The sequence below is a fragment of the Streptomyces sp. NRRL S-920 genome (assembly GCF_000717945.1).
In the GTDB taxonomy this organism is placed as follows: domain Bacteria; phylum Actinomycetota; class Actinomycetes; order Streptomycetales; family Streptomycetaceae; genus Streptomyces; species Streptomyces alboniger.
Genome location: NZ_JODF01000057.1, coordinates 35417 through 50014, shown reverse-complemented (window position 1 = coordinate 50014; position 14598 = coordinate 35417). Strand labels below are relative to the sequence as shown.

15 protein-coding genes are annotated in these 14598 nt (G+C 73.0%); 4 read left to right on the top strand and 11 right to left on the bottom strand.

Translation table 11 applies throughout. The features are described from left to right. The first annotated feature begins 201 nt into the window (after positions 1 to 201). Positions 202 to 915, top strand: a complete 714-nt coding sequence (locus IG54_RS0129965) for a PspA/IM30 family protein (RefSeq protein WP_030791543.1) — start codon at positions 202 to 204, stop codon at positions 913 to 915. Between the two features lie 33 nt (positions 916 to 948). Here the strand turns inward: IG54_RS0129965 and IG54_RS0129960 are convergent, their stop codons facing one another. The 6 genes from IG54_RS0129960 to IG54_RS0129935 all read right to left on the bottom strand — a co-directional run bounded on the left by IG54_RS0129960 (position 949) and on the right by IG54_RS0129935 (position 7916). Next, positions 949 to 3624, bottom strand: coding sequence for a SpoIIE family protein phosphatase (locus IG54_RS0129960; RefSeq protein WP_030791539.1), 2676 nt, complete (start codon positions 3622 to 3624; stop codon positions 949 to 951). Between the two features lie 172 nt (positions 3625 to 3796). Continuing rightward, complete coding sequence (locus tag IG54_RS0129955) at positions 3797 to 4213, bottom strand: ATP-binding protein (RefSeq protein WP_030791536.1); 417 nt, start codon at positions 4211 to 4213, stop codon at positions 3797 to 3799. Between the two features lie 116 nt (positions 4214 to 4329). Continuing rightward, positions 4330 to 4728 (bottom strand): (deoxy)nucleoside triphosphate pyrophosphohydrolase, encoded by a 399-nt coding sequence (locus IG54_RS0129950; RefSeq protein ID WP_030791533.1) that lies wholly within the window; start codon positions 4726 to 4728, stop codon positions 4330 to 4332. A gap of 73 nt (positions 4729 to 4801) precedes the next feature. Continuing rightward, the gene (locus tag IG54_RS0129945; protein WP_030791530.1) at positions 4802 to 4990 is read right to left on the bottom strand and encodes an SPOR domain-containing protein; all 189 of its coding nucleotides are present in this window, start codon (positions 4988 to 4990) and stop codon (positions 4802 to 4804) included. A gap of 340 nt (positions 4991 to 5330) precedes the next feature. Continuing rightward, positions 5331 to 6086, bottom strand: coding sequence for a GntR family transcriptional regulator (locus IG54_RS0129940; RefSeq protein ID WP_030791526.1), 756 nt, complete (start codon positions 6084 to 6086; stop codon positions 5331 to 5333). Between the two features lie 255 nt (positions 6087 to 6341). Beyond that, positions 6342 to 7916, bottom strand: coding sequence for a S8 family peptidase (locus tag IG54_RS0129935; protein WP_030791523.1), 1575 nt, complete (start codon positions 7914 to 7916; stop codon positions 6342 to 6344). Positions 7917 to 8259: 343 nt separating this feature from the next. On the opposite strand from IG54_RS0129935, the gene IG54_RS0129930 reads away from it, so the two are divergent. Beyond that, positions 8260 to 9375 carry a threonine synthase gene (locus IG54_RS0129930; RefSeq protein WP_030791520.1) on the top strand — a complete coding sequence of 372 codons (1116 nt, stop codon included), beginning with the start codon at positions 8260 to 8262 and terminating at the stop codon, positions 9373 to 9375. A gap of 50 nt (positions 9376 to 9425) precedes the next feature. After that, the gene (locus IG54_RS0129925; RefSeq protein ID WP_078594686.1) at positions 9426 to 10028 is read left to right on the top strand and encodes an RNA polymerase sigma factor; all 603 of its coding nucleotides are present in this window, start codon (positions 9426 to 9428) and stop codon (positions 10026 to 10028) included. Positions 10029 to 10299: 271 nt separating this feature from the next. Here the strand turns inward: IG54_RS0129925 and IG54_RS42265 are convergent, their stop codons facing one another. The 4 genes from IG54_RS42265 to IG54_RS0129915 form a co-directional block, all read right to left on the bottom strand. Beyond that, a complete protein-coding gene (locus tag IG54_RS42265) occupies positions 10300 to 10464 on the bottom strand; it encodes a hypothetical protein (protein ID WP_158708953.1) in 165 nt (54 codons plus the stop codon). 12 nt (positions 10465 to 10476) lie between these two features. Continuing rightward, complete coding sequence (locus IG54_RS40745; RefSeq protein ID WP_078594684.1) at positions 10477 to 10788, bottom strand: hypothetical protein; 312 nt, start codon at positions 10786 to 10788, stop codon at positions 10477 to 10479. 205 nt (positions 10789 to 10993) lie between these two features. Beyond that, positions 10994 to 11647: an HAD family hydrolase gene (locus IG54_RS40740; RefSeq protein ID WP_078594682.1), complete on the bottom strand. Its 654-nt coding sequence runs from the start codon at positions 11645 to 11647 to the stop codon at positions 10994 to 10996. Then, positions 11634 to 12887, bottom strand: a complete 1254-nt coding sequence (locus IG54_RS0129915; RefSeq protein WP_051820138.1) for an oxidoreductase — start codon at positions 12885 to 12887, stop codon at positions 11634 to 11636. The genes IG54_RS40740 and IG54_RS0129915 overlap by 14 nt, the downstream gene beginning before the upstream one ends. Before the next feature lie 93 nt (positions 12888 to 12980). On the opposite strand from IG54_RS0129915, the gene IG54_RS39435 reads away from it, so the two are divergent. Further along, complete coding sequence (locus tag IG54_RS39435; RefSeq protein ID WP_234336394.1) at positions 12981 to 13583, top strand: TetR/AcrR family transcriptional regulator; 603 nt, start codon at positions 12981 to 12983, stop codon at positions 13581 to 13583. Here the strand turns inward: IG54_RS39435 and IG54_RS38420 are convergent. Beyond that, positions 13560 to 14582 carry a ScbA/BarX family gamma-butyrolactone biosynthesis protein gene (locus IG54_RS38420; RefSeq protein WP_051820136.1) on the bottom strand — a complete coding sequence of 341 codons (1023 nt, stop codon included), beginning with the start codon at positions 14580 to 14582 and terminating at the stop codon, positions 13560 to 13562. The genes IG54_RS39435 and IG54_RS38420 overlap by 24 nt on opposite strands. Positions 14583 to 14598 lie beyond the last annotated feature (16 nt).

Below are 14598 nucleotides of genomic sequence, written 5' to 3'. Positions count from 1 at the left end.
GGACGCGGGGGCGCCGGGGCGGGGGCGGGAGGTTCTGAGCCCCCCTCGGCGCCCCGGCGGCCAACGTCCGTACGTCACTCACGCCCCCGTACAAGCACGGCCCTCGCGCCCCGTACAAGCACCACCCTCACGCCCCCGTACAAGCACCACCCTCACGACCCTCGGACAACAGCACGACCCTCGTACAAGGAGGACCAGCCCATGACGAAGCAGACCATCCTCGGCCGGGTCGCCCAGCTCGCCAAGGCGAACATCAACGCGCTCCTCGATCAGGCCGAGGACCCGCAGAAGATGCTCGACCAGCTGATCCGCGACTACACGGACAACATCAGGGAGGCCCAGGAGGCGGTCGCGACCACCATCGGCAATCTGCGGATGCTGGAGCAGGACCACCAGGAGGACGGGGACGCGGCCGTGGAGTGGGGCGGCAAGGCACTGGCCGCGAGCAGGAAGGCGGACGAGCTGCGCGCGGACGGGAGCGCGACGGAGGCCGACAAGTTCGACAGGCTCGCCAAGGTGGCGCTCGGGCGGCAGCTGCGGTGCGAGCAGGAGGCGAAGGCGGCCGAGCCGGTGATCGCCTCGCAGACCGAGATCGTGGACAGGCTCCGGACGGGGCTCGACCGGATGGAGATGAAGCTGGCCGATCTGCGGGCGAGGCGCGATCAGCTGGTGGCGCGGGCGACGAGCGCGCAGGCGGAGAACCGGATGATGGACGCCGCCCGGAGCATCGACGTCCTGGATCCGACCAGCGAGTTGAACCGCTTCGAGGAGAAGGTGCGCCGCGAGGAGGCGCGGGTGCTCGGCAAGCAGGAGCTGGCCGCGTCCTCGCTCGACGCCCAGTTCGAGGAGCTGGACGGGCTGGGCGACGCGGCGGAGGTCGAGGCCCGCCTCGCCGCCCTCAAGGCGACCACGTGAAAGGCGACCACGTGAGGCCGCCGGACATCGGCGTCAGAAGAGGCTGAGCAGGGCCTCCGCCGCGTCCATCGGCTCGGTCTCCCCGTCCGGCAGCGCCAGTTCGAACCACACCGTCTTGCCCCGCGGTGTCCTGCGCGAGCCCCACCCGGCGCTGAGCAGGCCGACCAGCTGGAGGCCGCGGCCGCCCTCGTCGGTGTCGCGGGCCCGGCGGCGGCGCGGCTGGACGAAGCCGCCGTCCCACACCTCGCACACCAGCGTGCGGTCGAGCAGGAGGCGCAGTCTGATCTCACCCTCCCCGTACCGCAGGGCGTTGGTGACCAGCTCGCTGACCAGCAGTTCCGCCGTGTCGCAGAGCCGCTCCAAATCCCAGTCGCGCAGTTGGTCGCAGGCCAGTTCGCGGGCGCGGCCCACCGACTTGGGGTCGCGCGGCAGCGTCCAGTCGCCGACGTGCTCGGCGGGCAGGCCCTGGACGCGCGCCGTCAGGAGGGCGATGTCGTCCTCGCCGTGGTGGGTGTCGAGGCTGTTCAGGACGTGGTCGCAGACGTCCTCAAGGGCGGGCGGGGCGTCGTCGAGGGCGCGGACGAGCGCGTTCAGGCCCTCGTCGAGGGGGTGGTCGCGGGACTCGACGAGCCCGTCGGTGTAGAGGGCGAGGAGGGCTCCCTCGGGAAGTTCGACCTCGACGTCCTCGAAGGGTTCGCCGCCGACGCCGAGCGGCATGCCCGGCGGCACGTCGAGCATGAGCGCCGTTTCGCCGGGCTCGACGAGGACGGGCGGCAGATGGCCCGCGTTGGCGAACGTACAGCGGCGGGTGACGGCGTCGTAGACCGCGTAGACGCAGGTGGCGAGGTACACCTCGCCGAGGTCGGCGTCCGCCGCCTTGCGGGCGGCGCGGGTGCCCTGCTGGGGTCCCGCGGGGCTGCCGAGGCCGCGGGCGATCTCATCGAGGGCGGAGAGCACCTCGGCGGGCTCCAGGTCCAGCAGGGCCAGGGTGCGTACGGCGGTGCGCAGCTCCCCCATGGCGACGGCGGCGCGCAACCCGCGGCCCATGACGTCGCCGACGACCAGGGCGGTGCGGTGGCCGGGCAGTTCGATGACGTCGAACCAGTCGCCGCCGACCTCCGTCGCGGCGTTGCCCGGCAGATAGCGGCAGGCGATGTCCAGGCCGGACGCCTCGGGGTCGCCGGGCGGCAGCAGGGATCGTTGCAGTATCAGGGCGCGCTCGTGCTCGCGGCGGTAGAGGCGGGCGTTGTCGATGCAGACGGCGGCGCGCGCGGCCAGTTCGACGGCGAGCGCCCGGTCGCGCTCGCCGAAGGGTTCGCTGCCCTTCGTACGGGAGAACTGGGCGAGGCCGACCACCGTGTCGTGGGCGACCATCGGCACGGCGAGCGTCGACTGGATGAGGCCGCCGGTGAGACGGCTCGCGGACTCGTCGTCCTGCGCGGTGGTCAGCCGGGGGCGGGCCGCGCGCAGGGCGTCGGCGCAGGGCGAGGTGAACGCGAAGCGGTGCACGGAGCCGACGTCGACGGGCGCGCTGCCGTCCGGAAACGGAGCGTCGGCGACGGCGCTCGCGAAGGCCACCCGGCGCAGTTCCGCGCTGCCGTCGGCGAGGCCGGGCGGCGCCTCGTCGCCGTCGAGCAGTCCTTGGTAGAGGTCGACGGACGCGAGGTCGCAGAAGCCGGGAACGGCGACGTCGAGGAGTTCCCTCGCAGTGGTCTCCAGGTCGAGGGAGTTGCCGATGCGGGCGCCCGCCTCGTTCAGGAGGGCGAGGTTGCGGCGGGCCTGGGCGGCCTCACGGGCGGCCGCGTGCCGCCGGGTGACGTCGGTGCCGAGGCCCGCGACGCCGATGGGGCGGCCCGAGCCGCTGTGCACGCGGTAGAGGTTGATCGACCAGTGCCTGCGGTCGGCGCTGCCGGGCGCGGGGCCGACGATCTGCATGTCCGTCACGGCGTCGCCGGTCTCCAGGACCCGCTTCATCGCGGCGGCCATGCGGTCGGCCTCGTGGCGCGGCAGATAGTCGTGGACGGTGCGGCCGCGCTGGTCCTCGACGCCGCCGCCGAAGACGTCGGCGAAGCGGCGGTTGGCCCGCAGCACCTTCAGATCCGTGCCGAACAGCAGGAAGCCGAAGGGAGATTGGCCGAAAATGGCCTGCGAGGAGGCGAGGTCCGTCTCGATCTGCCGGAGCGCGCGGACATCGACGACGATACAGACCGCGGCCCGCTCGCCCTCCTCCGTGCCGGTCGGCATGACGTAGACCTCGGCGATGCCCTCCATGCCGGGTCCGGCGCCGCCCTCCTCGTCGGGCACGCGGAAGGGGACGACGCCCGTCCACTCCCGTCCGTCGAGGATCTCCGCCATCTTGCGGTGGCCGCCGGCGCGCAGCTCGGGCGGGACGAAGGCCTCGATGGGGTCCTTGCCGACGGCGTCGCGCGCGGCCACGCCGAACAGCCGCTCGGCGCGGGTGCTCCACTGGTCGACGAGGCCGTCGGGGCCGATCGAGAAGGAGGCGACCTTGATGTAGTCGTAGATCGAACCGGGCGGGCTGCTCTGCCAGGTCTCGTCGGGCGGATGGCCGGGCGGCATGTCGCCGAGCCCCTCGCCCCCCGCGTCGCCGGTCGTCTCACCGGCCACCGGAGCACCCGACGGCCGCTCGGCCTGCGCGTCGCCCGACGGCCCCTCGGGCTCCGCCGCCTTCGCTGGTATCTCGCTCACGCGAACCGTCCCCTCCAGCTCACCGCGTCCGGCACCGGTCGCCGCGTACGGCTGACCGCAGTATCCAGCACTACGGTGCAGCGCCACGCGGCGTTCACGATCACAGCACGGACTCATCGCTTTTTGGCCCGTGCGGCTCTTGTGCCGACGACCTTCGCACACTGCAAGTCTTCTAACCCGGCAGCGCCAGCTCGAACCACACCGTCTTCCCCGTGCTGCCCGTCCTGCCCGGACGCGTACCCCAGCTGCGCGAGGAGCGGGCCACCAGCTGAAGGCCGCGCCCGCCCTCGTCGTCCGGGGCCGCGACGCGGGCCAGGGGCGGGTCGGGGAGGGGGTCGGACACCTCCACCAGCAGCGTGCCCAGTGGGCCGGCGGGGCGTACGAGGCGTACGCCGATGGGCCCGGAGGCATGCCGCAGGGAGTTCGTGACCAGCTCGCTCACCAGGAGCACGGTGACGTCACCGAGGGGTGCGAGGCCCCAGTCGCCGAGCTGTTCGCGGACGACCGAGCGGGCGGTGCGGACGGCGCCGGGGTCGGCGGGGAAGTCCCACGCGGCGCAGTCGCCTTCGGTGTCGAGCACGCCGATCACTTCCAGACCAGAGGCAGAACCTGTCCGGTTTCGGGTGGTTAATGGGCACATACCCGATATCCAGGTGGCTTCACCCCGTATCGGGGCGCACTGTGGCACGAACGGCGTAGGCGGGGTCAGTGCGCGGAGTGCGGCTGCCCGAGCGCCGCGGTGACCGCGGGCACGTCCGCCGCCAGCCACGGGACCGACCAGACCTGGTCAGGGGTGAGCCAGCGCAGTTCGTCATGATCCTCAAGGGGCTCGGCCACTCCCGAGACCAGCCGGGCCCGGTACACCCGCAGGGCGTATCCCCGGGCGAGCGGCCACTGGCCCGGCACGCGCTCCAGGATCTCCGCCTCGACGCCCAACTCCTCGCGCAGCTCGCGCACCAGCGCGTCCTCGCACCGCTCTCCCGGTTCGACCTTGCCGCCCGGCAGCTCCCAGCCGCCCGCCAGCTCGGGGGGCGCGCTGCGCCGCGCGGCGAGCAGGCGTCCGTCGTCGTACAGGGCGGCGCCCACCACAATGCGTTCGTCCATGTGCCGGAGCTTAGGGGCCCTGCTCGGGGCAGGGCTCGGGTGCCCTGCTCAGGGCGGGGCTCGGGCGCCCCGCCTACTGGCGCCCGCTGCCGTTCTGGTTCAGCTTCTCGACCGAGTAGCGCCGCTCGGGGCCGAGGTCGTCGAGGCTGTCGGCGATCTTCTGGGCCTCGGCCTTAGTCGCGAACCTGCCCACGCGATAGCGGTTGCCGTTGTCGTCCTGGCGTATGACGAGCCAGGGCAGCAGGACCGTCCCGTCGTTCATCGCGCCCCTCCGCTCGCCGCCCCCGGCGCGCGCCGCGCCTCGATCGCCAAGGAAACCGCACTCCGCATATGCCCGAGCCTACGCCCGACCTTTACTCAGCGGATACGAGTTTGCACAAAGAGATACGCAGGCCGTTGTCAATCGGCCATCAGAGCGACAGCGGCGAGGGGCGCACCGCGCGAGTGCGCCCCGGGCCCGCCCGTCCAGGCAGTCCGTTCACCGGTGCGCGGACCGGCCGTAGCGGTGAAGGAGGCGTGGATGAGGGACGTGGGGGTCGTCCGAAAAAGCCGAAAACCGTCGTGATCACGAGGGGCCCGCCGAACACGCCGTCGGCGGCTCCTCACTTCACGGGCAGGTGATACGCGATGCGGTACCGGTCGGCCGGGACGACGATGTCGGCCGTCTCGACGGGGCGGCCCGAGGCGTAGTACGTCCGCTGGACGACGAGGACCGCGTGGCCGGGGACGCCGCCGAGCGCGGTCAGCTCCTCGGCGAGGCCCGGGCGGGCGCCGACCTCCTCCGCGACGTTGTCCACGACGACGTCGATGGCCGCCATGCGCTCCACCACTCCGCAGCCGCCGAGCGGGCCTTCCTCAGGGAGCATCACGGGGGTGCGGCCCGTCACGGCGAGGGGCTCCCAGGAGGTGGAGAGCATCATCGCCTCCCCGGCGTCCCGGAAGACGTACTTGGTGCACATCACGCGGTCGCCCGGGCGGATGCCGAGGCGCTCGGCGATCGCGGCGCCCGCCTCGGTCTGCTCACTGCGGGACTCCCACGTGCCCCGCGCGCCGTCGGCGGCCTGCTCCTGGCGGAAGGGGGTCGAGCCGCCGTCCACCCCGCGGTAGCCGGTGCGGGCGATCTTGCGGGGGACGGGGCGCTCGCGCACATACGTCCCGGAACCGGAGCGGCCCTCGACCAGGCCCTCGGCCATCAGGACCTTGCGCGCCTCCAGGGCGACCGTGTCCGATACGCCGTACTCCTCGCGGATTCTCGCCTGCGAGGGGAGCCGGGTGTGCGGTGGGAGCGAACCGTCGGCGATCTTCTTGCGAAGATCACCCGCGACGCGCAGATACGCCGGTTGCTCACCGAAAGTCACTGGCCACTCCCATCAGGTTGACAGACAGCTACAGCCTGGCAACCGTGGGTTGAAGCCTGCAACCCTAGGCCAAGGAATCACTCGAAGTGATGATTTCTGCCCTCGCAGGTCTTTACGCAGGGCTCTTACCCGGATATGGCGAGCGACCGAGCGCACTGCGGAAACGTTCGTCCCCGCGGCCGGACGGGTCGGGGACCCTGAGCCGTGCCGCGGGGACGAGATCTGCCGCGCTATGCGTTCACGAGGGGGGGCGGATCAGAACTGTAGACCCCACGTGTCGATCTTCCCGGTGTCCTGGGCCGCGTTGTCGCTGACCCGCAGCTTCCACGTGCCGTTGGCCGTCTCCGAGGAGGCGTTCACCGTGTACGTGGTGTTGATGTTGTCCGAACTGCCGCCGGTGCCGTAGGCCTTGAGGGTGTAGGCCGTGCCGTCGGGGGCGATCAGCTGCACCTGGAGGTCGCCGATGTACGTGTGCTGGATGGTCACCGGCACACTCAGGGCCGCGGGCGCGTTGCCCGCGACGCCGGTCACGGTCACCGGGGACTCGGCCGTGGCGTTGTCCGCGATCGCGTAGTCCGTGTCGTTGGTGAACTTCGGGCCCGGCGGGTTGGTGGTGCCGCCCGTCACGTTCAGCAGGCGGTTGGGCGAGCCGCTGCCGGGGCTGGTGACGACGCCGGTCGAGGAGGCGTTGACCAGGGCGGTGGAGACCTGTGCCGGGGTCGCCGACGGGTTCTGGCCGACGTAGATCGCCGCCGCGCCCGCGACGTGCGGGGACGCCATCGACGTACCGGAGATGGTGTTGGTGGCCGAGTCGCTGGAGTTCCACGACGAGGTGATCGAGGAGCCCGGGGCGAAGATGTCGAGGACGCTGCCGTAGTTGGAGTAGCTGGCCCTGGCGTCGGTGCTGGTCGTGGCGCCGACGGTGATGGCCTCCTGGACGCGCGCGGGGGACTTCGTCGACGCGTCGGTCGACTCGTTGCCGGCCGCGACCGCGTAGGTGATGCCGGACGCGATGGAGTTGCGTACGGCCGTGTCGAGCGCGCTGTCGGCGCCGCCGCCGAGCGACATGTTGGCGACGGCGGGCTTGACCGCGTTCTTGGTCACCCAGTCGATGCCCGCGACGACCTGGGCGGTGGTGCCCGAGCCCTGGTTGTTCAGCACGCGGACGCCGACGACCTTGGCCTTCTTGGCGACGCCGTGCAGGGTGCCCGCGACGGTACCCGCGACGTGCGTGCCGTGGCCGTGGCCGTCCTGCGCGGTGTTGTCGTTGTCGATGGCGTCATAGCCGTAGGAGGCCCGGCCCCCGAAGTCGCTGTGGCTGATGCGGACGCCGGTGTCGATGACGTACGCGGTGACACCCTCGCCCGCCGAGTCCGGGTAGGTGTACTTCTGGTCCAGCGGCAGGTTCTTCTGGTCGATGCGGTCCAGACCCCAGGAGGGCGGGTTGGTCTGGGTCGCGGAGGCAGTGAACGTCCGGTTCTGGACGACCGCGTCGACCACGGGGTCGGCGGCGAACTTCTTCGCCTCGGCCTCCGTCAGTTCGACCGCGTAGCCGTTGAGGGCCTTGTCGTAGGTCCGCTCGATCTCGGCGCCGTACTCCTTGGCGAGGGCCCTGCCCTCGGCGGAGCGGGCCTTCGGGGCGTCCTTGCCGAGGCTCACGATGTAGCTGTTCTTGATCGTGCCGGGGGCTCCGGCGTTCTCGATCCTGCCTTCCGCCTGCTCCGGCTGGGCGTGGGCCGGGAGGGCGGAGACGACGCCGAGGGTGAGGGCCGCGACCGCTGTCGCGCTGATCCCGGCCAGTCTTCGGCGGGTATGACGCATCACTGCCATCTGAGGGGTCCTCCTCAATAGGTGGTGCGCTGGTGGGGGATTGGTGCTGTCCACACTTGGTTCGCCACACACGGAGGCACCCGTCATGGGCATGTCAATACGTCCGTACATCTATACGAACACGCCCGATCGCACGGGATTCCGCCCCCGTCGGGACGAAAGATTGACTGATCCATAGGAATCCCACAAGGGTCAGGACCGGACGTAACGCGAGCGCCTCGCCTCGGGCTCGTCTCGCACCGTGTCACTGCCGCGCGCTGCCACGGGGCTCCATCGCCCGGCAGGCTTCCCGGAGTTGATTTATTAGCCTGCGCGCATGACTGCTCCCAGCGCCCTCGGCGCCATGCCCGCCCTGCCCGACTCCTTCTGCCCCGTCGATGGGGCGCGTGTCCCCGCGGGGTCGCTCGCCTGGGCCTGTCCCGTCTGCCGCGGGCCCCTCGACCTGGACTTCTCCCCCACTCCCGCGCACCTCAAGTCCCTTGCTGGGCGCGTCAATTCGCTCTGGCGGTACGCCGAGTGGCTGCCGCTGCCCGCCCCCGCCCTCTCGCTCGGCGAAGGCCGTACGCCTGTCGTGGAACTGGCGGACGGCATCTTTGCGAAGCTGGACTTCCTGATGCCGACGCTCTCCTTCAAGGACCGGGGCGCCGTCGTGCTCGCCGCTCTCGCGCAGCGCCTCGGCCCCGAGCGTGTCATCGCCGACAGCAGCGGCAACGCGGGCACGGCCCTCGCCGCGTACTGCGCGCGGGCCCGGCTCCCCTGCACCGTGTACGTGCCCGCCGGGACGTCGCCGAAGAAGCTGGAGCAGATCGGCGCGCACGGCGCGCGGCTCGAAGTCGTCGACGGGGGGCGGGAGTCGGCGGCCCGCGCGGCCCGTACCGCCGCCGACGAGCCCGGCACGTTCTACGCCTCCCACGTCCACAACCCGTACTTCCTCCAGGGCACCAAGACCTACGTCCACGAGCTGTGGGAGGACCTGGGCGGCCGGCTGCCCGACGCCCTGGTCGCACCTGTCGGCAACGGCACGCTGCTGCTCGGCGCGGCCCTCGCGGTGCGCGAGCTGTACGCGGCCGGGCTCATCGCGAAGGCGCCCGCGCTGTACGCGGTGCAGTCCGCGGCGGTCGCCCCGCTCGCCGAGGCCTGGCGGGCGGGCGCGGACGACCTGGTCGGCGAGAGCGTCCCCGCGCCCACCCTCGCCGAGGGGATCGCGATCCCACGCCCGCCCCGCGCGCGGCAGATCCTGCGGGCGGTACGCGAGTTCGGCGGCGGCTTCCTCACCGTGACGGAGGAACAGATCGTGGCGGCCCAGCGGGATCTCGCGGGGCGCGGCCTGTACGTCGAGTCGACCGGCGTGGCCTGCTGGGCCGCCGTGCGGGACGGGGCGCTCGGCGAGCGGACGGCGGTGGTGCCGCTGTGCGGGGCGGGCGCCAAGACGGGCCTCGCGAACGCCGCGGGGGGCTGACGCCAAGTAGAGGGTGGGACCGCCGTCCGGCGGTCGGAGAGTGAGGGCTCGTGACACCGGAGGAACGGGACGGCACACCGGAGGAACGGGGCGGCCCCGGCGCGGGCGGCGAGGCGACGGACGAGGAGCTGCTCGCCCGCGCCGGGCGCGACGCCTCGGCCTTCGAGCCGCTGGTGCGACGCCACTCGCACGCGCTGCACGGCTACTTCGCCCGGCGGGCACCCGGCGCCGCGGACGATCTGCTGGCCGAGGCCTGGCTCCAGGCCTACGCCACGCGGCACGGCTTCGACGCGGGCCGCGGTCCCGTGCGGGCCTGGCTGTTCGGCGTGGCCAGAAACGTTCTGTCCGCGCACTGGCGGCGGACCGAGCGGCAGCGCACCGGGCCGCGGGGCGAGGGCCGCGACGACCCGTGGGAGGCGGTGGACGCGCGGCTCGACGCGGCCGCGGTCGCACCGCGGCTGCGCGCGCTGTTGGCCGAACTCCCGGCGGCGGAGCGCGAGTTGCTGCTGCTCGTCGCCTGGGAGCAGTTGACGCCCGGCGAGGCCGCCGCGGCCGTCGGCATCCCGGCGGGGACGGCCAGATCGCGGCTGCACCGCGCCCGCAACCGGCTGCGCGCCGACACACCCCTCAAGCTGACAGGAGACCTGGCATGACCGAACGCACTGAGCACGGTGGCCTTTCCCCCGAGGAGCGCGACGCCCTTGGCGACCCCCGCGAGGAGCGCGACGCCCTTCTCGACTTCCCCGGCGCCGCGGAGCTGCTCGCCGCCGGTGAGGTGCCGCCGCCCCGGCCGGGTGCCGTGGCCGCCGCGCAGGCCGCCGTGGCCTTCGAGGCGCAGCGGGAGACCCGCCCCGCGGTACCCCGCCGCCGCAGGCTGCTCGTCGCCGCCGCCGCCGTGGCCGCGATCGCGGTGGGAGCCGTGGCCTACCCCGTCCTCGACCTGGGCGGCAAGCCCGCGGCGACCGCCTCGGCCTCGGCGGGCCGGTTCCTGGACGACATGGCGGCGGTGGCCGCCGACGCCCCCGCCTCGGACGCCGAGTACTGGAAGGTGCGCGTCGAGACCGACAACCAGGACGACGGCAAGCGCACCTTCACCACCTACTACGCCCGCAACGGCGCCGAGGGCAAGGTCAAGAAGTGGCCGGTGGGCGAGGAGTGGCTGACGTGGCCGCAGCTCGACAAGCTGCCCACCGACGAGAAGGCTCTCGCCGCGCTCTTCCCGAAGGACGCCGAGCGCCGCTCCGAGCAGATCCTGATCATGCTGGAGGACTCCCCCGCGAGCCCGCGGCTGCGCGCCGCGCTCTTCAGGATCCTCGCGGACACGCCCGGCATCGAGCTGATCGGTGAGGTGAAGGACAGCAAGGGCAGGCCGGGCGTCGCCGTCGAGACCGTCCGGAAGGCGTGGTACTCCACGGAGCGCCGGTCCCTTGGGCGGACTGCGGAACGGCCGTCGGCGGGGCCGGCCCCCTTGGTCCGCCCCCCCGCCCGCGGGGGGGACCCCCCCGCGCGGCGGGGCCGGCCAAAAGGCCCCCGCCCCGCCGACGGCCGTTCCGCAGTCCGCCCAAGGGACCGGCGCTCCGATCCGTGGGACGACGCCCCTATCGGTGGGACGACGCCCCTACCCGTGGGACGACGCCCCGACCATCACCGCGTGCCCCACCTCGGACAGCATCGGCAGGTCGGAGGGGTCGTCGCCGTAGCCGTAGCAGTCCGCCGGGTCGATGTGCGTGTGCCGGGCGAGGAGTTCGCGGACCAAGCGGCGCTTCTCGTCGCCGATGACCGGGGCGCCCAGGAGCGCGCCGGTGTAGACGCGGCCGCACCGCTCCGGGCGCGCGCAGAGCACGTGGTCGGCGCCGACCGCCTCGGCGAGCGGGTCGAGGACCGGCCCGAACGAGCCGGAGACCAGGACGATGCCCGCGCCCTCGGCCCGGTGTCCGCGCAGCTCCGCCGCGACCTCGCGGACGTAGAAGCCCTCGGCGGCGCTGCGTTCGGCGAACCAGCGGCGGGCCCACTCCTCGACCGCCGCCACCGGCTCGCCCCGCCAGGCGCGGTAGTACGCGCGGTTGGCGTCGGCCCGCGGGAGGCCCGCGGTCACTTTCGCGTGCAGGTCCTCGCGGATCCGGGCCGCGCGGCTCGCCCCCTGGGGGCCGTAGCGGCCCGCTAAGTAGTAGCCGAGGAAGTCGAGGAGGCTTTTGCAGGTGATCAGCGTCTCGTCCACGTCGGAGAAGACGAGACGGGGGCGTCGGGGTGCTGGAGGTTCAGATGTCGGCATGGGGAGCCTCCAAGGTCAGGTCCCGCGCGGGGGCGGGTACCGAGGGGGCGGGTACCGCGGGAGCGGTTACCGGGAGGGCGGGCACGTCGGACAGCTCGGAGAAGACGCTGCGGGCGTAGTCGACCGCGGCCCGCTCCCTGCGCAGCATCCGGTGGCCCGCCACGGTGCGTACGTCGCGACGGCACCGCCCGACGACGTCCGGGCCCGCCGGGTTCGGGCGTACGCCGGTGCGGTGGAGCCGCTCGACCGCGCGCGCGAGCAGGCCGATCGCCGATGCCGCGATGCGGCGGTTGCGCGCGACGTCCCGCTCGGTCCAGGCGTCGGCGTCGGCGCGCTGCGCGGCGTCCCGCAGCAGGAGCTGGGCGGCCTCGATCTCGTCCGCGGAGACGGCGAGGACCCGGTGCAGCCGCAGCGCGTCGGCGTCGGAGAGGTCGCGCGCGCGGCGTGCCGCCCCCCGTGACCACGCCTCCAACGCGTGGCGGGCGGCGCCGAGGGCGGGGGCGCAGAAGAGGAGGCCGCCGCCGAGTTCGGCGGGGACGGTGTGGCAGCTGGCCCGCCCGGGGCCGGGGGCGCCCGCGGTCAGGTCGGCCATGAGGAAGGAGCGGTGGCGGGGCACGGGGACGGACTCGACGACGACGGTGTGGCTGCCGGTGCCGCGCATCCCGTCGGCGCGCCAGGTGTCGAGAATGGTGGCCCGCGCGCGTGGGACGGCGAACACCCGGCAGCGCCCGCCCTGTTCGACGGGCTCGGTGGAGGCGAGCAGCAGCCAGTCCGCGAAGGCCACACCGCTCGCGTACGGCCAGGCGCCGCTCAGCAGCCAGCCGTCCCGGGTGGGTCTCGCCTCGCCCGACGCGCTCATCACGGCACTGATCCGGACATCGGGCGAGGCCGCCCAGAGGTCGCGCTGCCCGTCGGGAGGCAGATACGCGGCGAATCTGCCGTGCGCGCCCCACAGGGCCCCGCACCAGGCGGCCGAGGCGCAGCCCGCGCCGACCGTGGCGGCCGCGTCGAGGAGGGCGGCGTAGGTGCCTTCGGTGCCGCCCCAGGCGCGGGGGACGAAGTGCCGGGCGAATCCGGCGCGGGTCAGCAGCCCCGCCGTCTCCTCGTGCAGCCGCCGTTCCCGCTCGGCGCCGTCCGTGTGGACGGCCGCCGACCTGGCGGCGCTCGCGACCGCGGCGGGCGGCAGCGCGTGGCCGCCGGTCCGCTGATGTCCCGCCGGTGAACTCTGTGACTGAATCATCTGTGGCATACACCTCTCTCGCCGATTAGAATTCGTTCTTGAACGTATCTTTAGCGCCGTCGGTCCCTCGCCGCTCGATCCCCAGTGAAGGAGGTGTGCACCTTGCCGAAGCAAGCACGGGCCTTGCGCACGTACGACGCCGTCCTGGACGCCGCCGCGTACGAGTTCGCGCGATACGGGTACGCGAACACCAACTTGCAGAAGATCGCCGACCAGATCGGCCTGACGAAGGGCGCCCTCTACGGCCACTTCTCCAACAAGGAGGAGCTGGCCGCCGTCCTGTCGTCCCACCTGACCACCGCGGTACAGCTCCCCCTGGGTGAGGCGAAGGCGTCCACCGGACCGGCGCTCGGCCGGCTGCGGACGCTCATGCTCACCCTGGGGGAGCTGTTCCAGGGCGATGTGCGCGCCCGCGCCGCGCTCAGGCTGGCGCTGGAGACCGCTCAGGCGTCAGGGGTGCCGGCGCCTTTGCTGGAGGAGACCCACTCGGTCGTGTTCGACCTGGTGGGAGAGGTGCAGCGGGAGGGGCACTGGGAGGCCTCGGCGTCCGCCAAGGCCGTGGCCGATCTGCTCGTGGCCGCGTTCTTCAGTGTCTTCTGGATGGGCTCCGCGCACGAACGGCCGGAGCCGGGCAGCCGGGTGGCCGCCATGTGGAACGTGCTGTCCCACGCCCTACGGGGCAAGCCCGGCCAGTGAGGCCGGCTCGGGCCAACGGCCCGCCACCTCCCGGGGGTTGCGCGGTCCGACCCCCGCCCACGTCATATCGGTCCTGGCCAGCAGGGTGTCCCCCTGAAGGGCCGCGACGCGCAGCCGGAAGGCGTCCGCCGGGGTGAGGCCGGGCACGCTCTGCTCGACGACGAGCCGGATCGGTACGTTCAGTTCGGCGAAGGCCGCGCACTCCACCTGGGCGCCGACCAGCGCGAACGCCTGGTCGACGAGCGGCTCCTCGACCGTCTCGTGCACACAGAGGTGGCCGAGCTGGCGGAAGCCCTCCATCAGGACCATGAGCGGCACGTGGTCGGTGGGGTGGTCGAAGAGCACCGCGTGGTCGCGGTCGAGGCGCAGCTGCCAGTCACCGTCCGGCCAGCAGCGCTCAAGGACGCAGTCCTTCCAGCGCAGCCGGCCCACCCTGCGCGGCGGCACGAGCGGGGCGGCCGTGGCGCGGTCCGGGGCCGGGACCGGCGGGGCGTCGCCGCCCCACGCCATCCGGCGCAGCAGTCCGTACCGCCTGTCGTCCATGACGTAGACCCGTATCGTGCCGCTACCACAGGGCTTGCCGCCCGCCAGCAGGCGTACGTCGAGCCGGGCCCCCCTCGGCCGGCCCTCCTCCCAGGTCCACTCGGCCTCCAGGACCACGGGGACGGGGACGCCGACGATCCGCAGCGCGGCCGGGTCGGTGATCTCGAAGGACAGGTCGCGGCCGACGAACCGGTGCCCGATCGGCACCTCGAAGTGCTCGTGGGCCACATAGAGAAGGGCCTGGCGGATGGTCTCCGCGAACAGCATGGGATCGCTGAACCCCTGCTCGTCCGGGTGGTAGAGCGCGTGGTCGCGCGGCCACTGGGCCGCGACGGAGAAACGGCTGTCGCTTACACGACAGCCGTCCGTGACGAACACCTCCGCGATCGAGCTGCGGTGCACCAGCTCGCGCGGGACGGGTCTGAGGAACGTGAGGCCAGGTGCCGCGCAAGCCATTGATGCGGCGTCCCGG

Excerpts from the sequence above, each read along its gene's own strand:
- IG54_RS0129965 (WP_030791543.1), top strand. The coding sequence starts at position 202 with ATGACGAAGCAGACCATCCTCGGCCGGGTCGCCCAGCTCGCCAAGGCG.
- IG54_RS0129950 (WP_030791533.1), bottom strand. The coding sequence starts at position 4,728 with ATGGACGAACGCATTGTGGTGGGCGCCGCCCTGTACGACGACGGACGC.
- IG54_RS0129945 (WP_030791530.1), bottom strand. The coding sequence starts at position 4,990 with ATGAACGACGGGACGGTCCTGCTGCCCTGGCTCGTCATACGCCAGGAC.
- IG54_RS0129935 (WP_030791523.1), bottom strand. The coding sequence starts at position 7,916 with ATGGCAGTGATGCGTCATACCCGCCGAAGACTGGCCGGGATCAGCGCG.
- IG54_RS0129930 (WP_030791520.1), top strand. The coding sequence starts at position 8,260 with ATGCCCGCCCTGCCCGACTCCTTCTGCCCCGTCGATGGGGCGCGTGTC.
- IG54_RS40740 (WP_078594682.1), bottom strand. The coding sequence starts at position 11,647 with ATGCCGACATCTGAACCTCCAGCACCCCGACGCCCCCGTCTCGTCTTC.
- IG54_RS0129915 (WP_051820138.1), bottom strand. The coding sequence starts at position 12,887 with ATGATTCAGTCACAGAGTTCACCGGCGGGACATCAGCGGACCGGCGGC.
- IG54_RS38420 (WP_051820136.1), bottom strand. The coding sequence starts at position 14,582 with ATGGCTTGCGCGGCACCTGGCCTCACGTTCCTCAGACCCGTCCCGCGC.